General features: G+C 70.1%; 19 protein-coding genes. 7 read left to right on the forward strand and 12 right to left on the reverse strand.

The window, feature by feature from the left end; genetic code table 11:
- Positions 1-66: 66 nt before the first annotated feature.
- From ACFO0C_RS02400 to ACFO0C_RS02410, 3 genes are all read left to right on the forward strand, one after another.
- Entirely contained in the window at positions 67-699 is a 633-nt protein-coding gene (locus tag ACFO0C_RS02400) for a futalosine hydrolase (RefSeq protein ID WP_378064803.1), read from the forward strand.
- 975 nt (positions 700-1,674) lie between these two features.
- On the forward strand, positions 1,675-2,859 hold the full coding sequence (locus ACFO0C_RS02405; RefSeq protein WP_378064804.1) for an MFS transporter: 1,185 nt from the start codon (positions 1,675-1,677) through the stop codon (positions 2,857-2,859).
- A gap of 69 nt (positions 2,860-2,928) precedes the next feature.
- Positions 2,929-3,525, forward strand: a complete 597-nt coding sequence (locus ACFO0C_RS02410) for a TetR/AcrR family transcriptional regulator (RefSeq protein WP_378064805.1) — start codon at positions 2,929-2,931, stop codon at positions 3,523-3,525.
- Here ACFO0C_RS02410 and ACFO0C_RS02415 read toward each other — a convergent pair.
- The 3 genes from ACFO0C_RS02415 to ACFO0C_RS02425 are packed head-to-tail and all read right to left on the reverse strand — an operon-like array spanning position 3,510 to position 8,067.
- Positions 3,510-4,862, reverse strand: coding sequence for a GH1 family beta-glucosidase (locus tag ACFO0C_RS02415; RefSeq protein WP_378064806.1), 1,353 nt, complete (start codon positions 4,860-4,862; stop codon positions 3,510-3,512). The two genes, ACFO0C_RS02410 and ACFO0C_RS02415, sit on opposite strands and share 16 nt — an antisense overlap.
- Before the next feature lie 11 nt (positions 4,863-4,873).
- Positions 4,874-6,046: an MFS transporter gene (locus ACFO0C_RS02420; protein ID WP_378064807.1), complete on the reverse strand. Its 1,173-nt coding sequence runs from the start codon at positions 6,044-6,046 to the stop codon at positions 4,874-4,876.
- On the reverse strand, positions 6,043-8,067 hold the full coding sequence (locus ACFO0C_RS02425; protein ID WP_378064808.1) for a hypothetical protein: 2,025 nt from the start codon (positions 8,065-8,067) through the stop codon (positions 6,043-6,045). The genes ACFO0C_RS02420 and ACFO0C_RS02425 overlap by 4 nt, the downstream gene beginning before the upstream one ends.
- 117 nt (positions 8,068-8,184) lie before the next feature.
- Here ACFO0C_RS02425 and ACFO0C_RS02430 point away from each other — a divergent pair, with 117 nt between their 5' ends.
- Entirely contained in the window at positions 8,185-8,994 is an 810-nt protein-coding gene (locus tag ACFO0C_RS02430) for a 1,4-dihydroxy-6-naphthoate synthase (RefSeq protein WP_378064809.1), read from the forward strand.
- Positions 8,995-9,013: 19 nt separating this feature from the next.
- Here the strand turns inward: ACFO0C_RS02430 and ACFO0C_RS02435 are convergent, their stop codons facing one another.
- Genes ACFO0C_RS02435 through ACFO0C_RS02445 form a run of 3 tightly spaced genes read right to left on the reverse strand, consistent with a single transcriptional unit; the run spans position 9,014 to position 10,267 of the window.
- The gene (locus ACFO0C_RS02435) at positions 9,014-9,400 is read right to left on the reverse strand and encodes a cold-shock protein (protein WP_378064810.1); all 387 of its coding nucleotides are present in this window, start codon (positions 9,398-9,400) and stop codon (positions 9,014-9,016) included.
- Positions 9,401-9,446: 46 nt separating this feature from the next.
- Positions 9,447-10,073 (reverse strand): HAD family hydrolase, encoded by a 627-nt coding sequence (locus tag ACFO0C_RS02440; RefSeq protein ID WP_378064811.1) that lies wholly within the window; start codon positions 10,071-10,073, stop codon positions 9,447-9,449.
- Positions 10,070-10,267: a hypothetical protein gene (locus tag ACFO0C_RS02445; protein WP_378064812.1), complete on the reverse strand. Its 198-nt coding sequence runs from the start codon at positions 10,265-10,267 to the stop codon at positions 10,070-10,072. Before ACFO0C_RS02445 ends, ACFO0C_RS02440 begins: the two co-directional genes overlap by 4 nt.
- A 77-nt stretch (positions 10,268-10,344) precedes the next feature.
- Here ACFO0C_RS02445 and ACFO0C_RS02450 point away from each other — a divergent pair, with 77 nt between their 5' ends.
- On the forward strand, positions 10,345-12,711 hold the full coding sequence (locus ACFO0C_RS02450; RefSeq protein WP_378064813.1) for a helicase-associated domain-containing protein: 2,367 nt from the start codon (positions 10,345-10,347) through the stop codon (positions 12,709-12,711).
- 69 nt (positions 12,712-12,780) lie between these two features.
- Here ACFO0C_RS02450 and ACFO0C_RS02455 read toward each other — a convergent pair whose 3' ends face one another.
- The gene (locus ACFO0C_RS02455) at positions 12,781-13,104 is read right to left on the reverse strand and encodes a hypothetical protein (protein ID WP_378064814.1); all 324 of its coding nucleotides are present in this window, start codon (positions 13,102-13,104) and stop codon (positions 12,781-12,783) included.
- A 138-nt stretch (positions 13,105-13,242) separates the two neighbouring features.
- Here ACFO0C_RS02455 and ACFO0C_RS02460 point away from each other — a divergent pair, with 138 nt between their 5' ends.
- Positions 13,243-13,674 (forward strand): hypothetical protein, encoded by a 432-nt coding sequence (locus ACFO0C_RS02460; protein WP_378064815.1) that lies wholly within the window; start codon positions 13,243-13,245, stop codon positions 13,672-13,674.
- Positions 13,675-13,813: 139 nt separating this feature from the next.
- Positions 13,814-15,475, forward strand: coding sequence for a DNA repair helicase XPB (locus ACFO0C_RS02465; protein WP_378064816.1), 1,662 nt, complete (start codon positions 13,814-13,816; stop codon positions 15,473-15,475).
- A gap of 53 nt (positions 15,476-15,528) precedes the next feature.
- Here the strand turns inward: ACFO0C_RS02465 and ACFO0C_RS02470 are convergent, their stop codons facing one another.
- The 5 genes from ACFO0C_RS02470 to trpB form a co-directional block, all read right to left on the reverse strand.
- Positions 15,529-15,909, reverse strand: a complete 381-nt coding sequence (locus ACFO0C_RS02470; protein WP_378064817.1) for a hypothetical protein — start codon at positions 15,907-15,909, stop codon at positions 15,529-15,531.
- Positions 15,910-15,923: 14 nt separating this feature from the next.
- On the reverse strand, positions 15,924-17,345 hold the full coding sequence (locus tag ACFO0C_RS02475) for an Ig-like domain-containing protein (RefSeq protein WP_378064818.1): 1,422 nt from the start codon (positions 17,343-17,345) through the stop codon (positions 15,924-15,926).
- Positions 17,346-17,407: 62 nt separating this feature from the next.
- Positions 17,408-18,115: a GntR family transcriptional regulator gene (locus ACFO0C_RS02480; RefSeq protein ID WP_378064819.1), complete on the reverse strand. Its 708-nt coding sequence runs from the start codon at positions 18,113-18,115 to the stop codon at positions 17,408-17,410.
- Positions 18,112-18,879, reverse strand: coding sequence for a tryptophan synthase subunit alpha (trpA, locus tag ACFO0C_RS02485; protein WP_378064820.1), 768 nt, complete (start codon positions 18,877-18,879; stop codon positions 18,112-18,114). The genes ACFO0C_RS02480 and trpA overlap by 4 nt, the downstream gene beginning before the upstream one ends.
- Positions 18,876-20,072 carry a tryptophan synthase subunit beta gene (gene trpB / locus ACFO0C_RS02490; RefSeq protein ID WP_378064821.1) on the reverse strand — a complete coding sequence of 399 codons (1,197 nt, stop codon included), beginning with the start codon at positions 20,070-20,072 and terminating at the stop codon, positions 18,876-18,878. The genes trpA and trpB overlap by 4 nt, the downstream gene beginning before the upstream one ends.
- Between the last annotated feature and the right edge of the window lie 183 nt (positions 20,073-20,255).

Below are 20,255 nucleotides of genomic sequence, written 5' to 3' on the forward strand. Positions count from 1 at the left end.
CGTCTACCGGCCGTCGTCCGCCGGGTCGGAGACGCGCAACGGTGAGCCCGCGGAGAATGAGGAGTCGTGAGGTCGTACCCCCTGTTGGTCGTGACCGCGGTGAGCGCCGAGGCCGATGCAATCCGGGCGGGCCTAGACCCCGCAGACGTCGTGATCGAGGCCGTAGGGGTCGGCCCGGCCGCAGCCGCCGCCGGAACCGCACGGCTCCTCGCCGGCCGCGCCTACCGTGCCGTGGTCAGCATCGGCATCGCCGGCGGCTTCCCCGGACGCGCCGACGTCGGCAGCCTGGTGATCGCGACCCGCAGCATCGCCGCCGACCTGGGCGCCGAGTCCCCCGGCGGATTCCTGCCGATCGAGGACCTGGGATTCGGAACGAGCGTTCTCGACGCCGACCCGCACCTGGTCAAGGCGCTGCAGATCGCACTTCCCCACGCGGTGCCGGGCGACGTCCTCACACTCGCCACCGTCACCGGTACCGCCGCCACCGCCGATCGGCTCGCCACCCGCTTCCCGCTGGCCGCGGCCGAGGCGATGGAGGGCTACGGAGTGGCGACCGCGGCGGCTGACGCGGGCGTGCCATTCGCCGAACTTCGCGCCATCTCCAACCCGGTCGGCCCCCGCGACCGGGCGGCCTGGCGCCTCGGCGAGGCCTTCGCCGCCCTCCGTGCCGCCGCACCCGCCGTGGCCACCCTCCCCTGACCTCCAGCCGCTTCTCCCGACCTCCCGCCGGCCCTCCCCTCGGCCTCCAGGCGGCTCTCCCCCGACCACCAGGCGGCTCTCCCCCGACGTCCAGGGCGGCTCTCCCCCCTACGTCCAGGCGGCTCTCCCCCGAGCAGCAGTCGATTCACCCCGGGTCTCCAGGCCGCGCTCTCCCCACTTCCAGGCGATTCCCCCCGGCCTCCAGGCGGATCACCCCTGGCCCTCAGCCGGTGCCCGCTCTGGTGGCGTAGTGAACTCGCGAGGTCTGGCGGTTTCCGGAACCGCGAGTCCGCTGATCGCTCGCTCCTACCGTTCTTGAGCGCTACACCACCGTTCTCGGTGGCAAACCGCGCAAGATCGGCAGGCACCGACCTGGAAGCTGCCCACTCCCACCGTTCTTGAGCGCCAGACCACCGTTCTCGGTGGCAAAACGCGCAAGATCGGCAGGCACCCGGCCCGGGAGACGTTGGCGGGCGCTCCGATTGCCGTTGTTCAGGCATGGAATTCGGCTGGTGTGGCACGTCTGGACGCCGGCCGGAGCGACTGGGCACCCGAAAGCCAGGCATCCGAGCAACCTGGGCAGCCGGCGGGGACGGATGGCGGCAGGCACCGGATGGCGGCGGCACCGGATGGCGACCGGGCGGATCGCGACCAGGTGGGTGGCGGGCGACGGGGACGGGGATGGGGATGGGGATGGGCAAACGCAAGCGGCGGACGGCGGACGGCCCGAACGGCAGGCGGCCCGAACGGCAAGCAGCGCGAACGGCAAGCAGCGCGAACGGCAAGCAGCGCGAACGGCAGGCGGCGTGGATGGTGGGCGGGTGGGGATGGCCCGGGGGCGACCCGGCTGGGTGCTTCGGGGTGTGGATGAATCGTTTACACGGAAAATGTTGCTGTCGGCGATCGTGAGCGGCATGCTGCGCTGACGGCCCTGTGATCGGGACCACGTGCTGCGGACAGCGAAACGAGGCATCGATGGACGACGTGAGCGCGGGCGGCATGTCAGCCGGCGCGCGGGCCCGGCTGATCGGCGCCGGTTATGCCGCGCAGGGGCTGGGCTATGCCGCGGTGGTGACCGCGCTGCCGACGTTCAAGGACCGGCAGCACATCGATGACACGTTCGTGTCGGCGCTGCTGCTTCTGGTGGTGGTCGCGGCGGCCGGTGGATCGATTCTCGCCGACCAGGTCGCGGCCCGCTGGGGCAGCCGTTATGCACTGGCGTCCGGCCTGTTCCTGGCCGGTGCGGGCCTCGCCGGCAGCACCGTGTGGTCACCCAATGCGGTCTTCGCCATGGTCCTTTTCGCGTACGGCATCGGCCTGGGCGCGGTCGACGCGTCGCTCAGCATGCAGGGTGTGCTGGTGCAGGCCCGCCTGGGGCGCAGTGTGATGAGCCGTCTGTTCGCGGCGTACACGGCCGCCGCCATCGCCGCCGCCCTGATCATGTCGGGTTCGCTGGAGTCGGGTGCGGGGGCGGCGGTGGCGGTCGGTGTGGCCGCCGTCTTCGCGGTGCTGGTGGGTCTGATCGGGTGGCGGTCGTTCGAGCCGGGCCGGACTCTGCGGTCGAGTGTCGCGCACGCCGGAAGTGGCCGGAGCGTACGCCCGATCGTCCTGGTCTGCGGGATGTTGATCTTCACGGCGTTTCTGGTGGACTCGGCGGTCAGCACGTGGAGTTCGGTCTACCTGCAGGACTCGCTGACCGCCGCCGCGTCGGTGGCTCCCCTGGGCTACGCCGCCTATCAGGCCGCCGTGCTGGTCAGCCGCCTGGTTGCCGACCATGTGGTGCCGCGGGCCGGCCGTACTCCGATCGCGCTCGGTGCTCTGGCGGTGTGCGGGGTCGGATGCGGTCTGGTGGTGGCGCTGCCGGCGATCGGTGCGGCGGTGACCGGGTTCGCGATCGCCGGCATCGGTGTGGGTGTGCTGGTGCCGTTGGCGTTCAGTGCTGCCGGTGAGGCGGCGATGGAGAGCAGTGACGAGGTCATCGCCAAGGTCAATCTGTTCAACTACGGCGGCGCGCTGCTCGGCGCGGTGCTGCTGGGTGCGCTGTCGGAGCCGATCGGGCTGCAGTGGGCGTTCCTGATTCCGGTGATCGCCGTGGTGGCGACTCTCCCCTTGGCCCGCCGCGTGGGCCAGCTGACCGTCCGCGAGCCCGCCGTCAGCTGAGAAGGAGAACCCGGCCGGCCGGTGTGAGCGGTGCGAACCGGCACGCCTGCGGTGTGGCAAGCTGTGCCCGTGCCGAAGCTGGTGGATCGTGACCTGCGGCGGGCGGAGCTGCTGGCCGCCGCCTGGCGTGTGGTGCGGGTGCGGGGTGTCGAGGGCACCACGACCCGGGCGATAGCCGACGAGGCGGGCTGTTCGCTGAGTGTGCTGGCGCATTTCCTGGGCGGCAAGGACGACATCCTGGTGGCCGCGCAGAAGGCGATCTACGACCGGATAGTGGAGCGCGCCTTCGAGATAGGCGGCGATCTTTTCGGGTTGGACGGGCTGCGGGCGGCTCTGGAGGCGGTGCTGCCGCTCGACGAGGAGCGGGCCGCGGACGCGCACGTCAATGTGGCGTTCGCGGGGGCGGCCCTGTCACATCCGAGGCTGGCCGAGTCGCGGCGTGATTCGCACCGGGCGATCCGCGTGCACCTGATCAACTGCCTGCGGGAGGCCCGTGAGCTGGGCGAGCTGCGGCCCGGGGTGGACGACGAGGCGGTGATCGACGACTTCATCATCCTGGTCGAGGGCAGCACTCTGCTCAGCCTGGTGGACGGCTGGGCCGAGGAGGGACGCGCCGACCGGCTGTCCCGCCTCGCCAACCAGTTCGTGAATCAGCTGCGAGCCTGAGAGGCGATCAGGTCCCGGTACCAGTAGTAGGAATCCTTCGGTGTCCGCGACAGATCCGAGAAGTCGACGTAGATCAAACCGAACCGCTCGTCGAACCCGGCCGCCCACTCGAAGTTGTCGAGAGCCGACCAGCAGTAGTAGCCGTCCACCCGTACACCTGCGGAAATGGCATCAGCCACGGCAGAGAGGTGGGCGTCGAGGTAAGCGATGCGCCGCTCGTCGTGGACCCGGCCGTCCGGCCCGGGGGCGGCGTCGTGGAACGACGCACCGTTCTCGGTGATGATCACCGGTGGCAGCGCCGGGTACCGCTCCTTGAGCGTGACCAGGATGTCGGTGAGCCCGGACGGCACGATCGCCCACCCGAAATCGGTGCGTTCGTCGCTCTTGACCGGCACCGGCGAGAACGGCATCCCCTCCGGAATGTCCACTTCGAGCACACCGCTGTAGTCCTTGCCGACCCGCGGCGCCTCGATCATCGTCGGCTCGTAGTAGTTGACGCCGTAGAAGTCGAGCCGCGCCTTGATCAGTTCGAGGTCCCGGTCGAGCTGCGCGTCGGGCACTCCGACCCCGGCCCTGATCAGCTCGCTCGGGTAGTCGCCGAGCAGGATCGGGTCGGAGAAGGTCCAGTTGGTGAGGTCGGAGAAGAGCGTCGCTGCCGCGACATCCTCGGGCGAGTCGGTGGCCGGCGTCACCGGGAAGTGCTGGTTGGCGATCCCTACACTGCGAGCTCCATGGGTACGGAGAACCTGCACCGCCAACCCATGGGCGAGGAGCTGGTGATGCCCGGCGGGAAGAGCCCCGAGGCCGAGCCCGCGGGCCGGCGCGTGATCGCCGAGTGCATACCCGTAGAGCGTGTGCACGTTCATCTCGTTCATGGTGATCCAGTCCCGGACCCGGTCGCCGAGCCGCAGCACGAGGGTGCTGGCGTAGTCGGCGAGCCGGTGCGCGGTGTCCCGGTTCATCCAGCCGCCGGCGTCCTCCAGCTCCTGCGGCAGGTCCCAGTGGTAGAGCGTCGGGACCGGTCGCAGCCCGTTCTCCAGGATCGAGTCGACGAGCCGCTCGTAGAAGTCGACGTCTCCGGCGAGCACCCGCGGCCAGGAGAACGAGAACCGGTAGTCCTGCACCCCGGCCCCGGCGATCAGGGCGACGTCTTCGGCGTACCGGTGGTAGTGGTCGATCGCCACCCGGCCGTCCTGGCCGTTCCGGACGGTTCCGCCCTGTGCGGTGAAGGTGTCCCAGATGCTCGGGCCCTTGCCGCCCGCGTCGGCCGCGCCCTCGATCTGGTAGGCCGAGGTGGACATGCCGAACCGGAAACCGGGTGGGAACTGGGGGTACAAGGTGGTTCCTTTCAGTGGATCGCCCGGAGGCGGGGTAGCAGGGCCAGTGCCAGTAGTGCGAAACCGGCCGTGACCAGGTAGAGCGTGCGGTAGCCGCCGAGCGCGGTGACGATCGGCGCGGCCAGCACCGGGGCAAGCATCTGTGGCAGGGTTCCGGCCACGTTGGCGACGCCGAGCATGGTGGCCCGGGTCTCCGGGTCCGGGAGGACCTGGGTGAGTACGGCCATGTCGACGGCGATGTAGGCGCCCCAGCCGACACCGACCAGCACCGAAGCGGCGAGCACCACGGGCACGACCGGGACGAGGGCCATCAGTGTGGTGCCGACGGCCAGGACGACCGCACCGGCCGCCACGAAGACGCGACGCTTCTCCCAGCGGTCCGAGAGCACGCCACCGGCGAAGCCGAAGACGCCGGCGAACAGCACGTTCACCACGGTCACGATGAGCACCCAGGTCGCCGCGTCGTCGACGCCGACCTCGTCCGACAGGTAGTAGAGCAGGTAGACCAGGACGAGGGCGTTGACCAGGTTGAGCAGGAAGCGGATCACCCAGGCCCAGGCGAACTGCCCGCCCGGCCAGTGCCACTTCTGCTTCTCCGGGGCGCGGAGTGGCTGCTCCCGGTTGATGATCAGCAGGCTGGCGCCGAGGGCGGGGACGGCGACGGCCACCGCGAGGTAGCCGAGCGCCGTGGAACCGGCGACGACGGCGACCGCGGTGCCGAGGATGACGCCGATGATCTGGGCGACGCCGAAGAGCGCGCCGACCGTGCCGCGCTGGCTCTCCGGCACCCGGTCGCCGATCATGGCGGCCAGTGCGGCCATCGGCCCGTTGAGGCCGACCTGCACCAGGATCCAGCCGGTGACCATCAGCGTGGTGGTGTCGGCCGCGGAGAGGACGACCAGCCCCACGACGCCGATCGCGGTACCGGCCACGAAGATCGGCCGGCGCTTGCCGAGCCGGTCGGAGACCATCCCCCACAGCGGATTGGCCACCATCGACGCCGCCGCACCCCAGGCCGTGACCAGGGCGAGCAGCGCCTCTTTGCCGCCGTCGCCGGCGAGGTGGGCCGCCTGCTCGGGGAGCAGGATCTGGATCGGCCCGAACCAACCGGCGGCCACGCCGATCATGGCGAGCGCGTAAGCGACCATCCATGACCGGCGGACCGGTGCTTCAACGAGCGTCACGCACGGGACCTTTCCCACATCACCGTGTACGCCTCGGCACCACTGAGCAGCTGCTGCTTGAGCAGCGGGCCGTCGGGTCCGGCCTGGTTGATCAGGTCGGTCACCCAGTCGGCGTAGAGCCCGTACTGGGCGACGCCGTCGGTGTTGATGTCGAAGGTGCGGGTGCCGTAGACCTGCTTGGCGACCGTGGTGCCGTTGGTCGCGGTGAACGGGTAGGTGAGCGGGCTGGACCCGGCGTTGAGGCGGGGGGCTGCCTGCGGGCCCAGCCCGTTCACGTCGGTGCCGACGCCGTAGCCGGTGATCTTCGAGCCGTTGGCGAGCGCCCGGTGGGTGCGCCACTCGTCGAGGAAGGTGCCGGTGTCCTGGCCGTCGTCGGTGGCCGAGAAGGCATAGCTGGCGACGAAACCGCCCAGGCCGAGGATCCGGTTGACCAGAGCCGGGTCGGACCAGGTGTGCACCGAGGCGACGCCCGGGTAGTTCGCCTGCTGGGCCAGGTCGAGGACCGCCGACGCGGTCTTCACGCCCATGTGGTCGACGTGGATGATCATGCCGCGGTCGATCATCCGGTTGATCAGGTACGTGCCGAGCTCGGTCAGTCCTCGCGTGTTGCAGATCTTGCCGCTCGGGTAGACCGGCAGGATCGCGCCGGCCGGAAGACCGACCCCGAGCTGCAGCAGCTTCGCGAAGTCGTCACTGACCAGCGGCTGCTCGTTGTCGGACGGCCCGGTGCAGCTGGTCGCCTGCCACCAGTGCCCGGTGGAGATCAGGTTGCCGACGTTGATCGCGGCGCCGGTGACGCCCTCGTCGAAGCGGGTGCCGCCGAACGCGTTGTCGAACTTGTGCACCGGGTAGAGGCCGCTGACGCCCAGGCTCTCGAGTTCGTTCAGCCCGGCGTCGATGTCGGCCTTGGTGCACTGCGGGACGTTGTTGATCTCCCGGCAGTTGAAGATCTCGGAGTTCTCCACACCGATCGTGACAGCGAGTTTGCCCTGGGCGGCGATGCTGCGTACCTCGGCCGGGGTCTTCGCCAGCCGGAACCAGCCCTTGCCCGGACCGCCGCTGCGGGCGTCCACATAGTCCTGCATCTTCTGCAGATAGGTGGCCTGCGCGCGGATCTGGTCCATCTCGTTGCAGGAGGTGTGCTCGGGCGTCAGGTCACAGATCACCCGGTTGGCCACCAGCAGCACGTTGAGCACCCGCTGGCCGGACTTCCAGGTCCGTTCCAGGCTGCGGAAGTAGGAGGCCTCGTGCAGCAGCGTGTCGTACTGCGGCCAGTCACCGAAGGTGGGCCAGCCGTCCTCGGCCGAGTTGATCGGGTCGGTGCCGGCGATGATCGCCTCCAGCAGGGCGCCCCAGCCGAGGGTGCCGTGCGAGGCGCAGCCCTTGAGGGCGACCGTGACGCCACCCGGCGCGTACGCGTCACCGCAGTGCAGTGCCCCGCCGAACGCCTCACCGGCGGTGATGTGCGCGTGCGCATCGATCCAGCCGACGAGCTTGCCGTTGGCGTCGACGCCGGGCGCCGGGGTGCCGCTGACGCCGGTGGCGATGTCCGGGTTCGCGGCGCAGCCACTGGCCGGGGCGAGCTTGAAGGTGGCGCTACCGGCGCCGAGCCCGCCGAGGTAGGAGCCGGCCTGCTGACCGGTCGCGGTGCTGACGAACTTGTAGCTGCTGCCGTCGGTGGTGACGGTCCAGTCGGCGCGGGCGCCGTACTCGGAGCCGGCCCACACCCAGTTCATCACGCTCTGGTAGGCGGGCGCGCCGTCCTGGTCGCGGAGTGTGTAGCGCCCGAGCTGAGTGGCCTCCAGCCGGAACGGCTCGGCACTGGCGACGGCGCTCTTGAAGCCGTACCCGACCGAGTCCTTCCAGACATAGCCGATCGAGGTCGATCCGTTGAAAGCCTGGAGGGTGACGCAAGCGCCCTCCAGGTCATAGGCGGGCGTCCAGCTCGCGGCGCTGGCAGGCGTGGGCAGCCCACCAACGAGGCCGAGCACCAAGACGCCCGCGACCAGCTTACGAGTCACACGGCACCCCCTTGGTCGATCACTTGATCCAACAAGGCGGAGTGTAGGAAGGATCACACCTCCAGGGCCAGAGGGAGACGTGAATATTTTCCCTGGAGTACGGACTAGCGTGAGACCGTGGCGCTTTCACTCGCGGTCTCGCCGTGCCCCAACGACACCTTCGTCTTCCACGCTCTCGTGCACGGTCTGGTCCCCGGCGCGCCGCCGGTCGATCTCACGTTCGCCGACGTCGACGTCACCAACACGGCCGCGCTCGACGGCGCGTTCGACCTGGTCAAGGTGAGTTATGCGGCACTGCCGTGGCTGCTCGGCGACTACGAGCTGCTGCCCTGCGGGGGCGCGCTCGGCCGGGGCTGCGGCCCGCTGGTGCTCACGAACGGCCGCGCCGACCTCAACGGGGCGACCGTCGCCGTCCCCGGTGACCGGACCACGGCGTACCTCCTGTTCCGCCTCTGGGCCGCCGGTCAGCAACCGGCCCGCATCGAGGTCGTCCCGTTCCACCAGATCATGCCCGGGGTGGCCGAGGGCCGCTTCGACGCCGGCCTGGTCATCCACGAGGCCCGCTTCACCTACCAGCGGTACGGGTTGACCGCCCTGGTCGACCTCGGCGAGTGGTGGGAGAGCGACACCGGCCTGCCGATCCCGCTCGGCGCGATCCTCGCCAAACGCGGCACCGTCGACCCGGCCGAGGCGACCGGCTGGATCCGCGAATCATTGCGGTACGGCTGGCGCGACCCGTCCGCGAGCCACGACTTCATCCTCGCCAACGCGCAGGAGATGGAACCCGCCGTGGTCCGTCAGCACATCGAGCTCTACGTCAACGAGTTCACCCTGGAACTGGGCAAAGACGGACTCGCCGCCGCCGACGCCCTGCTCGGGCGCGCGGCGGCGGCGGGTCTCACGCCTGCTGTGCCGTCGTTTCTATAGATCGTCGACTTTGGCCGGCTCAGGTCTCGAACTCGCGGGCGACCGCGTGCACCAGCTGCGCGATCTTCAGCGAGGTCTTCTTGTCCGGATAGCGACCTCGCTGCAGGGACGGCTGCACCGAGCTCTCCAGGACCTTGATCATGTCTTCGATCATGCTGGCCAGCTCGTCCGCCGGGCGGCGGCGCAACTCGGCCAGGGACGGCGGGGCGTCCAGAAGCTTCACACCCATGGCCTGCGCGCCCTTTCGGCTGTCGACGACGCCGAACTCGATCCGCTGGCCCGTTTTCAGTTCCGTGACCCCCGCCGGCAGCGCACCCTTGGGAAGGAACACGTCTCCGCCCTCATCACTGGTGACGAAACCGAATCCCTTCGTAGCGTCGTACCACTTCACTCGACCCGTGGGCACCGCTGACCTCAACTTCACTCAATGGACACAACCGCTCACGCCAAGGCTATCTAGCCGACGCCTCCGGCCCAACTGCAATCTCACTGAGTAATGCCGGGAACACGGTCAGGTCGGACAAGACGTACGAAGCGCCGGCGGCCCGCAACTCGGGCTCCGAACACGGGCCGGTCGTCACGCCGACGCCGGGCACACCGGCGGTCCGGGCCGCCACCATGTCCGCCGCGTGATCACCCACATACCACCGCACACCGTGCTCCACCAGCGCGGATGCCTTGCCCTCGGCGAACAGGTCACCGGCCAGCTCATCGGCCCGCATGCCCAGATGGTCCAGGTGCAGAGCGGCCAGCCGGCCCAGTTTCGACGTCACCACGACCACCCGCAGGCCGGCCGCACGGACCGCGTCGAGAGCCTCGACCGCACCCGGCGTGGGCACGCTGGGGGTGATCGCGAACTCCGGATAGAGCCCGCGATAGGTGGTGACCGCCGCCTCGACCTCGGACTCCGGGAACCAGTGCCGCAGCTCGGTACGCAGCGGCGGACCGAGCCGGGACACGGCGAGATCGGCGTCGACGAAGACACCGGTACGTGCGGTGAGCTCCTGATACGCCGCCCGGATGCCCGGGCGGGAATCGATCAGGGTCATGTCCAGGTCGAAACCGACCGCGGGCGTCACTGAGCGCGACGCGCCTTGTAGGTCAGGCTCTCCACCGGAAGAGGGAACGTCTGGTCGTCACCGAAGGGGGACGGAGCGGCGGCGCGGTCGGAGATGAGCTCGGAGACGTGCATCTGGCCCTTCATGTCCACACCACGCGGCCCGGAGTGCTCGGTAGCCGGCACCGCGCCGGTCGCCGTCTTGGGCTTCGCCACTTTCGGTCCTCCTCGAGTCTGGGTCCGGCCACGCCCGGACCCACAACATCGTCCCATGAACGTTAGCGTTGAAGACGATGGCCACCACATTCGCCGATCAACTCCGGTCGCTCCCCGACGAGGCTCTGGGCGCGCTCATACAACTGCGCCCGGATCTCGTCATCCCGGTGCCGGCTGACATCTCGGCCCTCGCCGTGCGCGCACAGTCCCGCAACTCGGTCGCCCGCTGCCTGGACGGCCTCGACGAGTTCACCCTCGTCGTTCTGGACGCGGCCCGCCTCACCCGGGCCGCCGACACCGCGCTGACCTCGGTCGGCGCCATCCTCGAGCTCGCCACCGGGGTCCCGGAGGACGAGGTCCGGCTCGCGATCGACCGGCTGCGCGTGCGGTTCCTGCTGCACGGGCCGGAGGACGGGCTGCAGGTCGTCGGTGCCGTCGACGAGGTCACCTCGCCGTACCCGGCCGGCCTCGGCCGCCCCGCCGACTTCCTCGACCCGCAGGCCGCCGCCCTCGTCGCCGACCGCGCCAAGCTGCGCCGCACCGTGCTCGCCGCACCGCCCGGCGCCCGCGCGGTCCTCGACCGGCTCGCCGCCGGTCCCCCGATCGGCGCCCTCACCCGCGACGCCGTCGCCGAGCCCGTCCGGTGGCTCGTCGACCAGCACGTGCTGGTCCCCGTCTCGGAGGCCGGCCGCGCCCCACGCCCCGACGGCGAGCTGGTCGAGCTGCCCCGCGAGATCGGCATGCTGCTGCGCCGCGACACCGGCCCGCTCGGCGAGCTGCGCCCGGCCGCGCCCCGGCCCGGCGGCCCGGCACGCACCCAGCAGTCCGCCGACTCGGCCGGCGCCGGCCAGACCATGGAGGCGGTCCGGGCCGCCGAGGCGGTGCTCGAATCACTCGCCGCCGAGCCGGCGCCGGTGCTGCGCGCCGGCGGGCTCGGCGTCCGCGACCTCAAACGGCTGGCCAAGGCCGCCGGCGTCGACGAGGCCGGTGCCGCGCTGCTCGTCGAGATCACCTATGCGGCGGGCCTGCTCGGCGAGTCCGAGAACGGTCAGAACCAGGACACCTTCCTACCCACCGGGGCGTACGACCTGTGGCGCGCGACCGGCATCGCCCACCGATGGGCCGCCCTGGCCCGTGCCTGGCTCACCATGTCCCGGCAGCCCGGACTCGTGGGCCGCCGCGACGAGCGCGACCGGCCGATCAACGCCCTCGCCCCCGACGCCGAGCGGGCCGGTGCGCCCCAGGCCCGGCGGGAGGCGCTGGCCGCCCTGGCGGAGCTCGACGCCGGCGCCGCGCCCGCTCCCGACGACCTGCTGGCATTGCTCGCCTGGCAGGCGCCACGGCGCTCCCGCGGCCGGGAGACGGCACATCGGGACGCCTACACCGGGGCGGCCCTCCTCGGGATCACCGGGCTGGGGGCGCTCACGTCGTACGCCCGATTGCTCTTGACCGACACCGGACCGGACGACGGTGACCCGCTGGGGGTGCATCCGGAGGATGCCCACGCCGACGCCGTGCGCGCCCTCGACCAGCTGCTGCCCGCGCCGGTCGACCACATCCTGGTCCAGGCCGACCTGACCGTGATCGTGCCCGGTCCGCCCGAGCCCGAGCTCGCCACCGAGCTCGACGTCCTGGCCGAGCCGGAGTCGGCCGGCGGCGCCAGTGTCTTCCGGGTCACCCCGGCCAGCGTGCGGCGTGCCCTCGACGTCGGCTACCAGGCCGCCGACCTGCATGCGCTGTTCCGGCGCCGGTCCCGCACCCCGGTGCCGCAGACGCTGACCTATCTGATCGACGACGCCGCCCGGCGGCACGGCGGCCTGCGAAGCGGCTCGGCCGGCTCCTACCTGCGCAGCGACGACGAGGCCCTGCTCGCCGAGGTCGTCGCCGACCGGCGCCTGACCAGCCTCGACCTCCGATCGATCGCGCCGACCGTGCTGGTCAGCCCGCGCCCGGTGGCCCGGCTGCTCGGCGCCCTCCGCGAGAACGGTTACGCCCCCGTCGCTGAGGACGCCGGCGGTGCCACCGTCCTGACCAGGCCGAAAGCCCGGCGGGCCCCGTCACGCACCCCCCGGGTCACCGAACCGTCCGGCCCGGTCCTCACCGGCCCGCGTCTCGCCGGGGTCGTCGAGCAGCTGCGCCGCGGCGACATCGCGACCCGGGCCGCCCGGCGCGCGCCCGTCACCGTCCGTGCCGCCCATGGCCAGGCCGTCCCCGGCCTCACCGCGGTCCAGCAGCACACCCAGGCGATGGCGGTGCTCCAGCAGGCGGTCCGCGACAAGGCCCGGGTGTGGGTCGGTTACGTCGACTCACACGGCGCCACGTTGTCCCGCCTGGTCCGCCCGGTCTCGCTGTCCGCCGGTTACCTACGAGCCGAGGACGAACGGGGCGAGAGCCTGCACACCTTCGCCCTGCACCGCATCACCGCGGCGGTGACCGAGGAGTAGTCTCCCGTCTAGGTGGCTTGCGACTAGCTGAACAGAGACTATAGGCTCTGATCAGCTAGTCGCCCGCTTTCAGGGGAGGGCAGTGCCATCGCGCCTGCAGTCAATCAGTACGACGTCGTCACCAAACGCCTCGTCAACACCGATCCAGCCCTGTTCGGAAAGGTCTTCGGGATCACTGTCCCGATCGAGGCCAAGGTCGAAGCCACCGAGCTCAATCTCGCCGAGGTCCACGCCGACCGGCGAAACGCCGATCTGGTCCTGTCCGGAGACGACCAGGTGCTCCATCTCGAGTTTCAGCGTCGAGCCGATCCCCGCATGGCGGACCGGATGCTCATCTATCGAGGTCTGCTCCGGGTCGAGCCCGCCTGCGCGGGCAAACGCATCCAGCAGCACGTCATCGTTCTCGGTGAGGGCAGATCACCCAGTCGCATCGACGAGCCACCCGATCTCGTTTACGCCTTCGAAACGCATTACGTCCGGGATCTCGATCCGGCGAGAGCACTCACCCAACCGTTGACAGCGCCGTGGGCGATGCTCGCAGGCACCCTCGACCACAAGGAACGGGAGGCACGACTCATCGAAATCCTACGAGCAGCGACATCGGTCGACTCGAAGTCCCTCTACCGGGACCTCACCAGAACCACGCTGGCCTTTGCCGCCATCGTGATGAAACGAGAAGATATCGAGGAAGCCTTGAGGGAGGCCGGCATGTCCATCGACAACAACAATGACCTGACGTGGGCGGATGCGCTTCACGCCGAAGGCCACGCCGAGGGCGTCGTCGAAGGTCGCCTGGAGGGCACACACGACGACGCTGTGCAGCTTCTGGTGCACCGCGGGGTCGACGAGAAACGGGCGAAACTGATCGCTGAGGCGCTCGTCAGCCAAGCACTGCCCGTCGCCGCCAAGCGCGCGGCATTCGATTCCCTGGATGAGCTCGACGCGCTCGCCGCTGAGGGGTAGAGGGTCTTTGCCGGGTCGCGCGCCCCCGTTGACGCACGACCCGGCCGTAAGTACCGACGCGCGAGCGGGGCGAAAGGTTGTAAACGAATTTCGTGGCACACTTGAGGGTCGTCTTTTTCGACCTTCGGAGGGTGTACGCGTGAGTGGCGGACCACTGATCGTGCAGTCGGACAAGACCCTGCTCCTGGAGGTGGACCACCCGGACGCTCAGGCGTGCCGGATGGCGATCGCACCGTTCGCGGAGCTGGAGCGATCGCCGGAGCATGTGCACACCTATCGGCTGACCCCACTCGGGTTGTGGAACAGCAGGGCGGCGGGCCACGACGCGGAGAGCGTGGTCGATTCGCTGATCAAGTTCTCGCGTTATCCGGTGCCGCATGCGCTGCTGGTGGACGTCGCCGAGACGATGGACCGCTACGGGCGCCTGCAGCTGCTGAACGATCCGGTGCACGGGTTGGTCCTGCGCGGTCTCGACAAGATCGTGCTGATCGAGGTGGCGAAATCGAAGAAGCTGGCCGGCATGCTCGGCGCCCGCCTCGACGACGAGACCATCGCGGTGCACGGTTCGGAGCGCGGGCGGCTCAAGCAGGCGCTGCTCAAGCTGGGCTGGCCGGCCGAGGACCTGGCCGGTTACGTCGACGGTGAGGCGCACGAGATCGGCCTCGCTGAGGACGGGTGGACGCTCCGGTCGTACCAGCAGGAGGCTGTCGATGGTTTCTGGGCGGGTGGCTCCGGGGTCGTCGTGCTGCCGTGCGGGGCGGGCAAGACCCTCGTCGGCGCGGCGGCGATGGCGACTGCCAAGGCGACCACGTTGATCCTGGTCACCAACACGGTCGCCGGCCGGCAGTGGAAACGGGAGCTGCTGGCCCGGACCACGCTGACCGAGGAGGAGATCGGGGAGTACAGCGGGGAGCGCAAGGAGATCCGCCCGGTCACCATCGCGACCTATCAGGTGCTGACGTCCCGGCGCGGTGGCACGTTCACGCATCTCGACCTGTTCGGCGCCCGTGACTGGGGCCTGGTCATCTACGACGAGGTGCACCTGCTGCCGGCGCCGATCTTCCGGTTCACCGCCGACCTGCAGGCGCGCCGGCGGCTCGGTCTCACCGCGACCCTGGTCCGCGAGGACGGCCGTGAGGGTGACGTGTTCTCGCTGATCGGGCCGAAACGCTACGACGCGCCGTGGAAGGACATCGAGGCGCAGGGCTGGATCGCGCCGGCCGAGTGTGTCGAGGTCCGGGTCACGCTGACCGATGCCGAGCGGATGTCGTACGCGGTGACCGAGGCCGAGGAGCGCTATCGGGCGGCGGCGACCGCGCGTACCAAATTGCCCGTCGTGAAAGCCCTGGTCAACCGCCACCCGGGCGAGCAGGTGCTGGTGATCGGCGGTTTCCTGGACCAGTTGCACGAGCTGGGCGAGTTCCTGGACGCGCCGATCGTGCAGGGGTCGACCACCAACAAGGAGCGGGAGCGGTTGTTCGACGCGTTCCGCGACGGTTCACTGCGGACTCTGGTGCTGTCGAAGGTCGGTAACTTCTCGATCGACCTGCCGGAGGCGGCGGTGGCCATCCAGGTGTCCGGCACGTTCGGGTCGCGGCAGGAGGAGGCGCAGCGTCTCGGCCGGGTGCTGCGGCCTAAGGGTGACGGGCGGCAGGCGCACTTCTACACGGTGGTCTCCCGCGACACGATCGACACGGAGTATGCGGCGCACCGTCAGAGATTCCTGGCCGAGCAGGGGTACGCCTACAAGATCATCGACGCGGACGACGTTCTCGGCCCGCCCCTCCCCCGGATCGACTGATCAGACGCGGACGCGCCGACGGGCCGGGTCCTCGGGGACCCGGCCCGTCGCGGTCAGCTGAACAGGTTGGCGAGCACGACACCGACCAGCAGGACGATGGCCAGCACGTTGAGCACCATGACGGTGCTGAAGCCGGTGGACTTCTGCTGGCCGGGTGCGCCGATCGACCCGGCGGCGAACGAGACGGTCGGGGCCATGTACTCCAGTGACACCCCGGACTCGGGGACCGTCAGCTCGAGGGTCGCCTTACCGGCGCGAAGCGGCAGGATGTACGGCACGTACACGTCGATGCGGTGCGGGCCCGGTGTCATCGCGAGCCACCGCTGACCCCAGCCGCGGGCCGGCTGCTCGATCCCGTCGAGGAAGACCTTGGGCGAGCTGAGGCCGAAGAACGACATCGGCGGGTGGCGCAGTTCGATGAGCGAGTAGTTCACGTGTGGTCCCTTGCTCAGCGGTACCAGGTGCGGGCCGCGGTGACCCGCGAGTTGCCGGCCCGGTCGTAGGCGCGCAGCTGGACCTTGAACTTCTTGCCGTACTTCTTGGTGTTGATCGAGAAGGCGTAGCCGGCCTTGTAGTCGGTCGCGACCACCTTGCCGTTGATCAGCAGCTCGACCCGGGCGACGCCGAACCGGTCGGTCGACGAGGCGGTGACCTTGACGGTGCCCTTGACCTTGGCCTTGTTCTTCGGAGCCTTTGTCACCTTGAGGGCCGGCGCGGTGACGTCGACGATGACGGTCCGGCGGACGACGCGCATGTTCCCGTTGGTGTCGATCGCCTCCCAGACCAGTTCCCGCTTGCCCTCGGCGAGGCTGATCCGCGACTCGAACGCGCCGTTCACCACACGGGCCTTACTTCCGCCTCGCATGCCGACGTAGGCGACACCGCTGGCGTCGGACACCCGGGCCCGGCTGATGATCCCCCGCTGCCGGACGTAGCTCCCCGGCGTCAGCACGGTGACGGCCGGCGCGGTCGCGTCGACCTTGACGTCGACCTCCGCGGTGCCCAGGTTGCCCAGCGTGTCCCAGGCCTTGAGCAGCACGGGGACGGTGCGGTCACGTTTGCCGAAGTCGTAGTCGAAGGTCTCGGCGGTGGACCGGACCGCGCCGTCGATCCACCATTCGAGGCGATCGACCCCGTTGTCGTCGGTCACCCAGGCGCTGAGCCGGCTCGGTCCGGTACCCACCTCGGGGAAGTAGTCCAGGCTGATGTACGGGCCCTTGTTGTCGATCCGGTATTCCCGGTTGTACTGGTTCTGGTTGCCGGCCCGGTCGGTGACCCTGATCGAGACCGTCACAGTGGTGTTGTGACTACCCCTGTTGTCCCAGGTGAGGGCCCAGGGGGCGGCGGTCGCCTTGCTGGCCGGCCATTGTGAGCCGTAGGCGGTCGGCGGCAGGAGCTCCACCGAGGCGACGTCGCTGGAGAGCCCGGTCGGTGTGAAGGTGACCTGGCCGGGCAGGAGGGTGCCCGCCGCCGGGCCGAAGTCGGCCAGGACCGGCGGCGTGGTGTCGATGACGACCGAGGTGGCCGCTTCGCTGGTCGCGCCCACGAAGTCGGTGGCGCGGACCACCAGCTGCACCTCTTTGCCGTCGTGGGCGACCGGTGCTTTGAACGTGACACCGCGGAGCGCGACATTGCCTTCGGCGCTGGTCCGGGTACCCACGACGACGCCGTCGATCAGCACGTCGAGCCGATCCAGGCCGTAGGTCTCGCCGGCGAACTGGGGATAGATGGTCGTCTCGATGCCGAGGACCTGACCGGGAGTCAGTCCGGTCGAGACGATCGCCGGTGCGGCGGCCGCCGCGGGCAGAGCGGAGGTGAGGATCAGTGAGGTGGAAAGCGCTGTGACGACAGCGAGGCTTCGTATGCCCATTGTGGAAGCTCCCCGTGAAATGGCTGCTCCGGCAGCCTACGGGTAGTGATCATCGGCGTCGATCAACCGTTTGGACGGTCCCGTACCGTCCCCCATTGCAGGGACAGGCGGGTGGCTGCCCGCTCGGCCCGGATCTCCATGAGATCGCCGAGGATCACCGCACGGTCGACGACCACCGGCTGCTCGTCCATCGCATAGGTCGTCCGCTCGCTGACGAACACCGGCTCCCCGGCCGGACGCCGCAGCAACCCCGCGATCGGCTCGGCGAGCAGCCCCGGAACGATCCGCTCCGAGGCCCGCACGATCGTCACCCCGGCCTCGGCCAGCGCCGCGTAGAGCGAAATCCGCCGGAAGTCCTCGCCGACCAGAGCGGCCGCCCACGGCGACGGGACCCGCGACGTCTGGTGGATCACCGGCCGCCCGTCGAGGACCCGCAGCCGCTCCAGCCGGAACTCCGGGCCGGCGGAGGCCGAGACGACCTCGGTGGTGACCTGATGCCCCTGCTCGCGCAGGTCCTCGACGAAACTGCGCAGCGTGTCGACCCGGTAGGCGGCCTGCACCGGCGCCACGAACGTCCCCCGCCCGGCCTGCTGGACGATCAACCCGTCCTCACGGAGCTGCTGCAACGCCTGTCGCAGGGTCATCAGCGTGACCCCGTAACCGGCGCTGAGCTCCCGCTGGGCCGGCAGCGCGTCACCCGGCCGGTACTCCCCCGCCCTGATCTTGTCGGCCAGGTCCGCTGCGATACGCCGGTATGCGGGAACTTTCACGGGACACAGTCTGGCCCATCGTCGTCGAGGGCCCGGCGGAACCCGGCCAGCACCGCGCCGAGTTCTGCCGGAGTGCCGCCGTCGAGGATGCGCCGCATCAGCGCGGCCCCGATCACCACGCCGTCGGAGGACCGTCTCGCGGTCACCGCGTCGGCGTGGCTGGCGATACCGAAGGCGAGCAGCACCGGCAGGTCGGTGAGCGGCCGTAGCTCGGCGGCCAGCCGGCCACCCGACGCGGCGAAGGCGGAGCCGGTGGTGCCCATCGTCGAGACCGCGTAGACGAATCCCCGGGACACCGCCGCGATCTCGGCGAGCCGGCCGGCCGGTGTGGTCGGTGCCGCCAGCAGCGTCAGGTCGACCCCGGCGGAGGCGGCAGCGGCGGCGAGCGGGGCGGACTCGTCGACCGGCACGTCCGGGACGATCAGTCCGTGGATCCCGGCGGCGGCCAGGTCACGGCAGAACGTCGAGGCGTCGCGGTGCACGACGAGGTTGTAGTAGGTCATCGCGATCAGCGGGACACCGGCGTCGATCGCGGCGACCTCGTCGAGGATGCTCCGGACCGTCACCCCACGGCGCAGGGCGGCGTCGGACGCCTCCTGGATGGTCGGCCCGTCCAGGATCGGATCGGAGAACGGCAGCCCGATCTCGATGGCGTCGGCACCGTTGCGGGCGTATTCGTGCAGGTAGTCGGTCCAATCCGGCCGGATGCCGCCGGTCACGTAGGGCACCAGCAGCGGTCGTCCGGTGCGGACCAGCGTGGTCATGACGCCTCCATCAGGGTCGCCATGTCCTTGTCGCCGCGGCCGGAGAGCGTCACCAGCACCGTCGACCACGGCGGCAGTTCGCCGGATTCGGCGGCACGGATCACCCACGCGATGGCGTGTGCGGATTCAAGGGCGGGAAGAATTCCTTCGGTACGGGCGAGCCGGTGCACAGCCGGAACGATCTCCTCGTCGCGAACCGTGACATACCGCGCCCGCCCACTGTCCTTGAGGTGCGCGTGCTCCGGTCCGATACCCGGATAGTCGAGCCCCGCGGCGATCGAGTGCGCCTCGGTGACCTGCCCGAACTCATCCTGCATGAGGTAGGACCGGAACCCGTGCAGCACACCGACCTGCCCGAACGCGACGGCCGCACCTCCCTCCGCCTCGACGCCGACCAGCTGGGCCGGAGTGTCGACGAATCCGGCGAACGTGCCGGCCGCGTTCGACCCGCCACCGACGCAGGCGACCACGTAGTCGGGGATCCCGGTGCTGAGCTCGGCCGCGCACTGCTGCCGGGCCTCGTCGCCGATGACCCTTTGAAATTCACGGACCATCCAGGGGTACGGATGCGGCCCCATCACCGATCCGAGGCAGTAGTGCGCCTCGTCGACGCAGGTCACCCACTGCCGGAGGGCCTCACTCGTGGAGTCCTTGAGTGTGCGGGTGCCGCTGGTGACGGGGACGACCTCGGCCCCGAGCATCTTCATCCGGAAGACGTTGAGGGCCTGCCGCTCGATGTCGACCTCACCCATGTAGACGGTCGCTTCGAGCCCGAGGAGCGCGGCGGCCGTGGCGGTGGCAACACCGTGCTGTCCGGCGCCGGTCTCGGCGAGGAGCCTGGTCTTGCCCATCCGCCGGGCGAGCAGCGCCTGTCCCAGCACATTGTTGATCTTGTGTGAGCCGGTGTGCGCCAGGTCCTCACGCTTGAGCAGCACGTTCACGCCCAGCTCAGCGGAGAGCCGCCAGGCCGGGGTGAGCGCGGTGGGCCGGCCCGCATGCACGGCGAGCAGCCGGTCCAGGTCGCGCCGGAACCGCGGATCGGCCCACGCCTCCCGGAACGCCTCCTCCAGAGCCGCGCAGGCCGGGACGAGCGACTCGGGCACGTAGCGCCCGCCGTACTCCCCGAACCGCCCGAGCGCCCCGGGATCGCTCATGACACTGGCGGCCGGCCGCGGCAACGCGATCTCGGTCATGCCACACCTCCACTGTTCTAGAACTGAGTTCTAGAACAGTTATACACAGCACTTCCGGAAAAGGAAAACGGCCCGGCTCACCAGGAGCCGGGCCGTTTCCCGAGGAGCTGGTGTCAGCGCGCCACGCGCGGATCTCGACGGCGGTATCGGCGCGGAACGGACGGGACCTGCCGTTTGCTTCGA

Origin of the sequence: Actinoplanes subglobosus, assembly GCF_042650585.1 — a bacterium.
Lineage (GTDB): Bacteria > Actinomycetota > Actinomycetes > Mycobacteriales > Micromonosporaceae > Actinoplanes > Actinoplanes subglobosus.

Coding starts and splice junctions, on each gene's coding strand:
- ACFO0C_RS02405 (WP_378064804.1), top strand. CDS start 1,675: ATGGACGACGTGAGCGCGGGCGGCATGTCAGCCGGCGCGCGGGCCCGG.
- ACFO0C_RS02460 (WP_378064815.1), top strand. CDS start 13,243: ATGCTCGCAGGCACCCTCGACCACAAGGAACGGGAGGCACGACTCATC.
- ACFO0C_RS02450 (WP_378064813.1), top strand. CDS start 10,345: ATGGCCACCACATTCGCCGATCAACTCCGGTCGCTCCCCGACGAGGCT.
- ACFO0C_RS02475 (WP_378064818.1), bottom strand. CDS start 17,345: ATGGGCATACGAAGCCTCGCTGTCGTCACAGCGCTTTCCACCTCACTG.
- trpB (WP_378064821.1), bottom strand. CDS start 20,072: ATGACCGAGATCGCGTTGCCGCGGCCGGCCGCCAGTGTCATGAGCGAT.
- trpA (WP_378064820.1), bottom strand. CDS start 18,879: ATGACCACGCTGGTCCGCACCGGACGACCGCTGCTGGTGCCCTACGTG.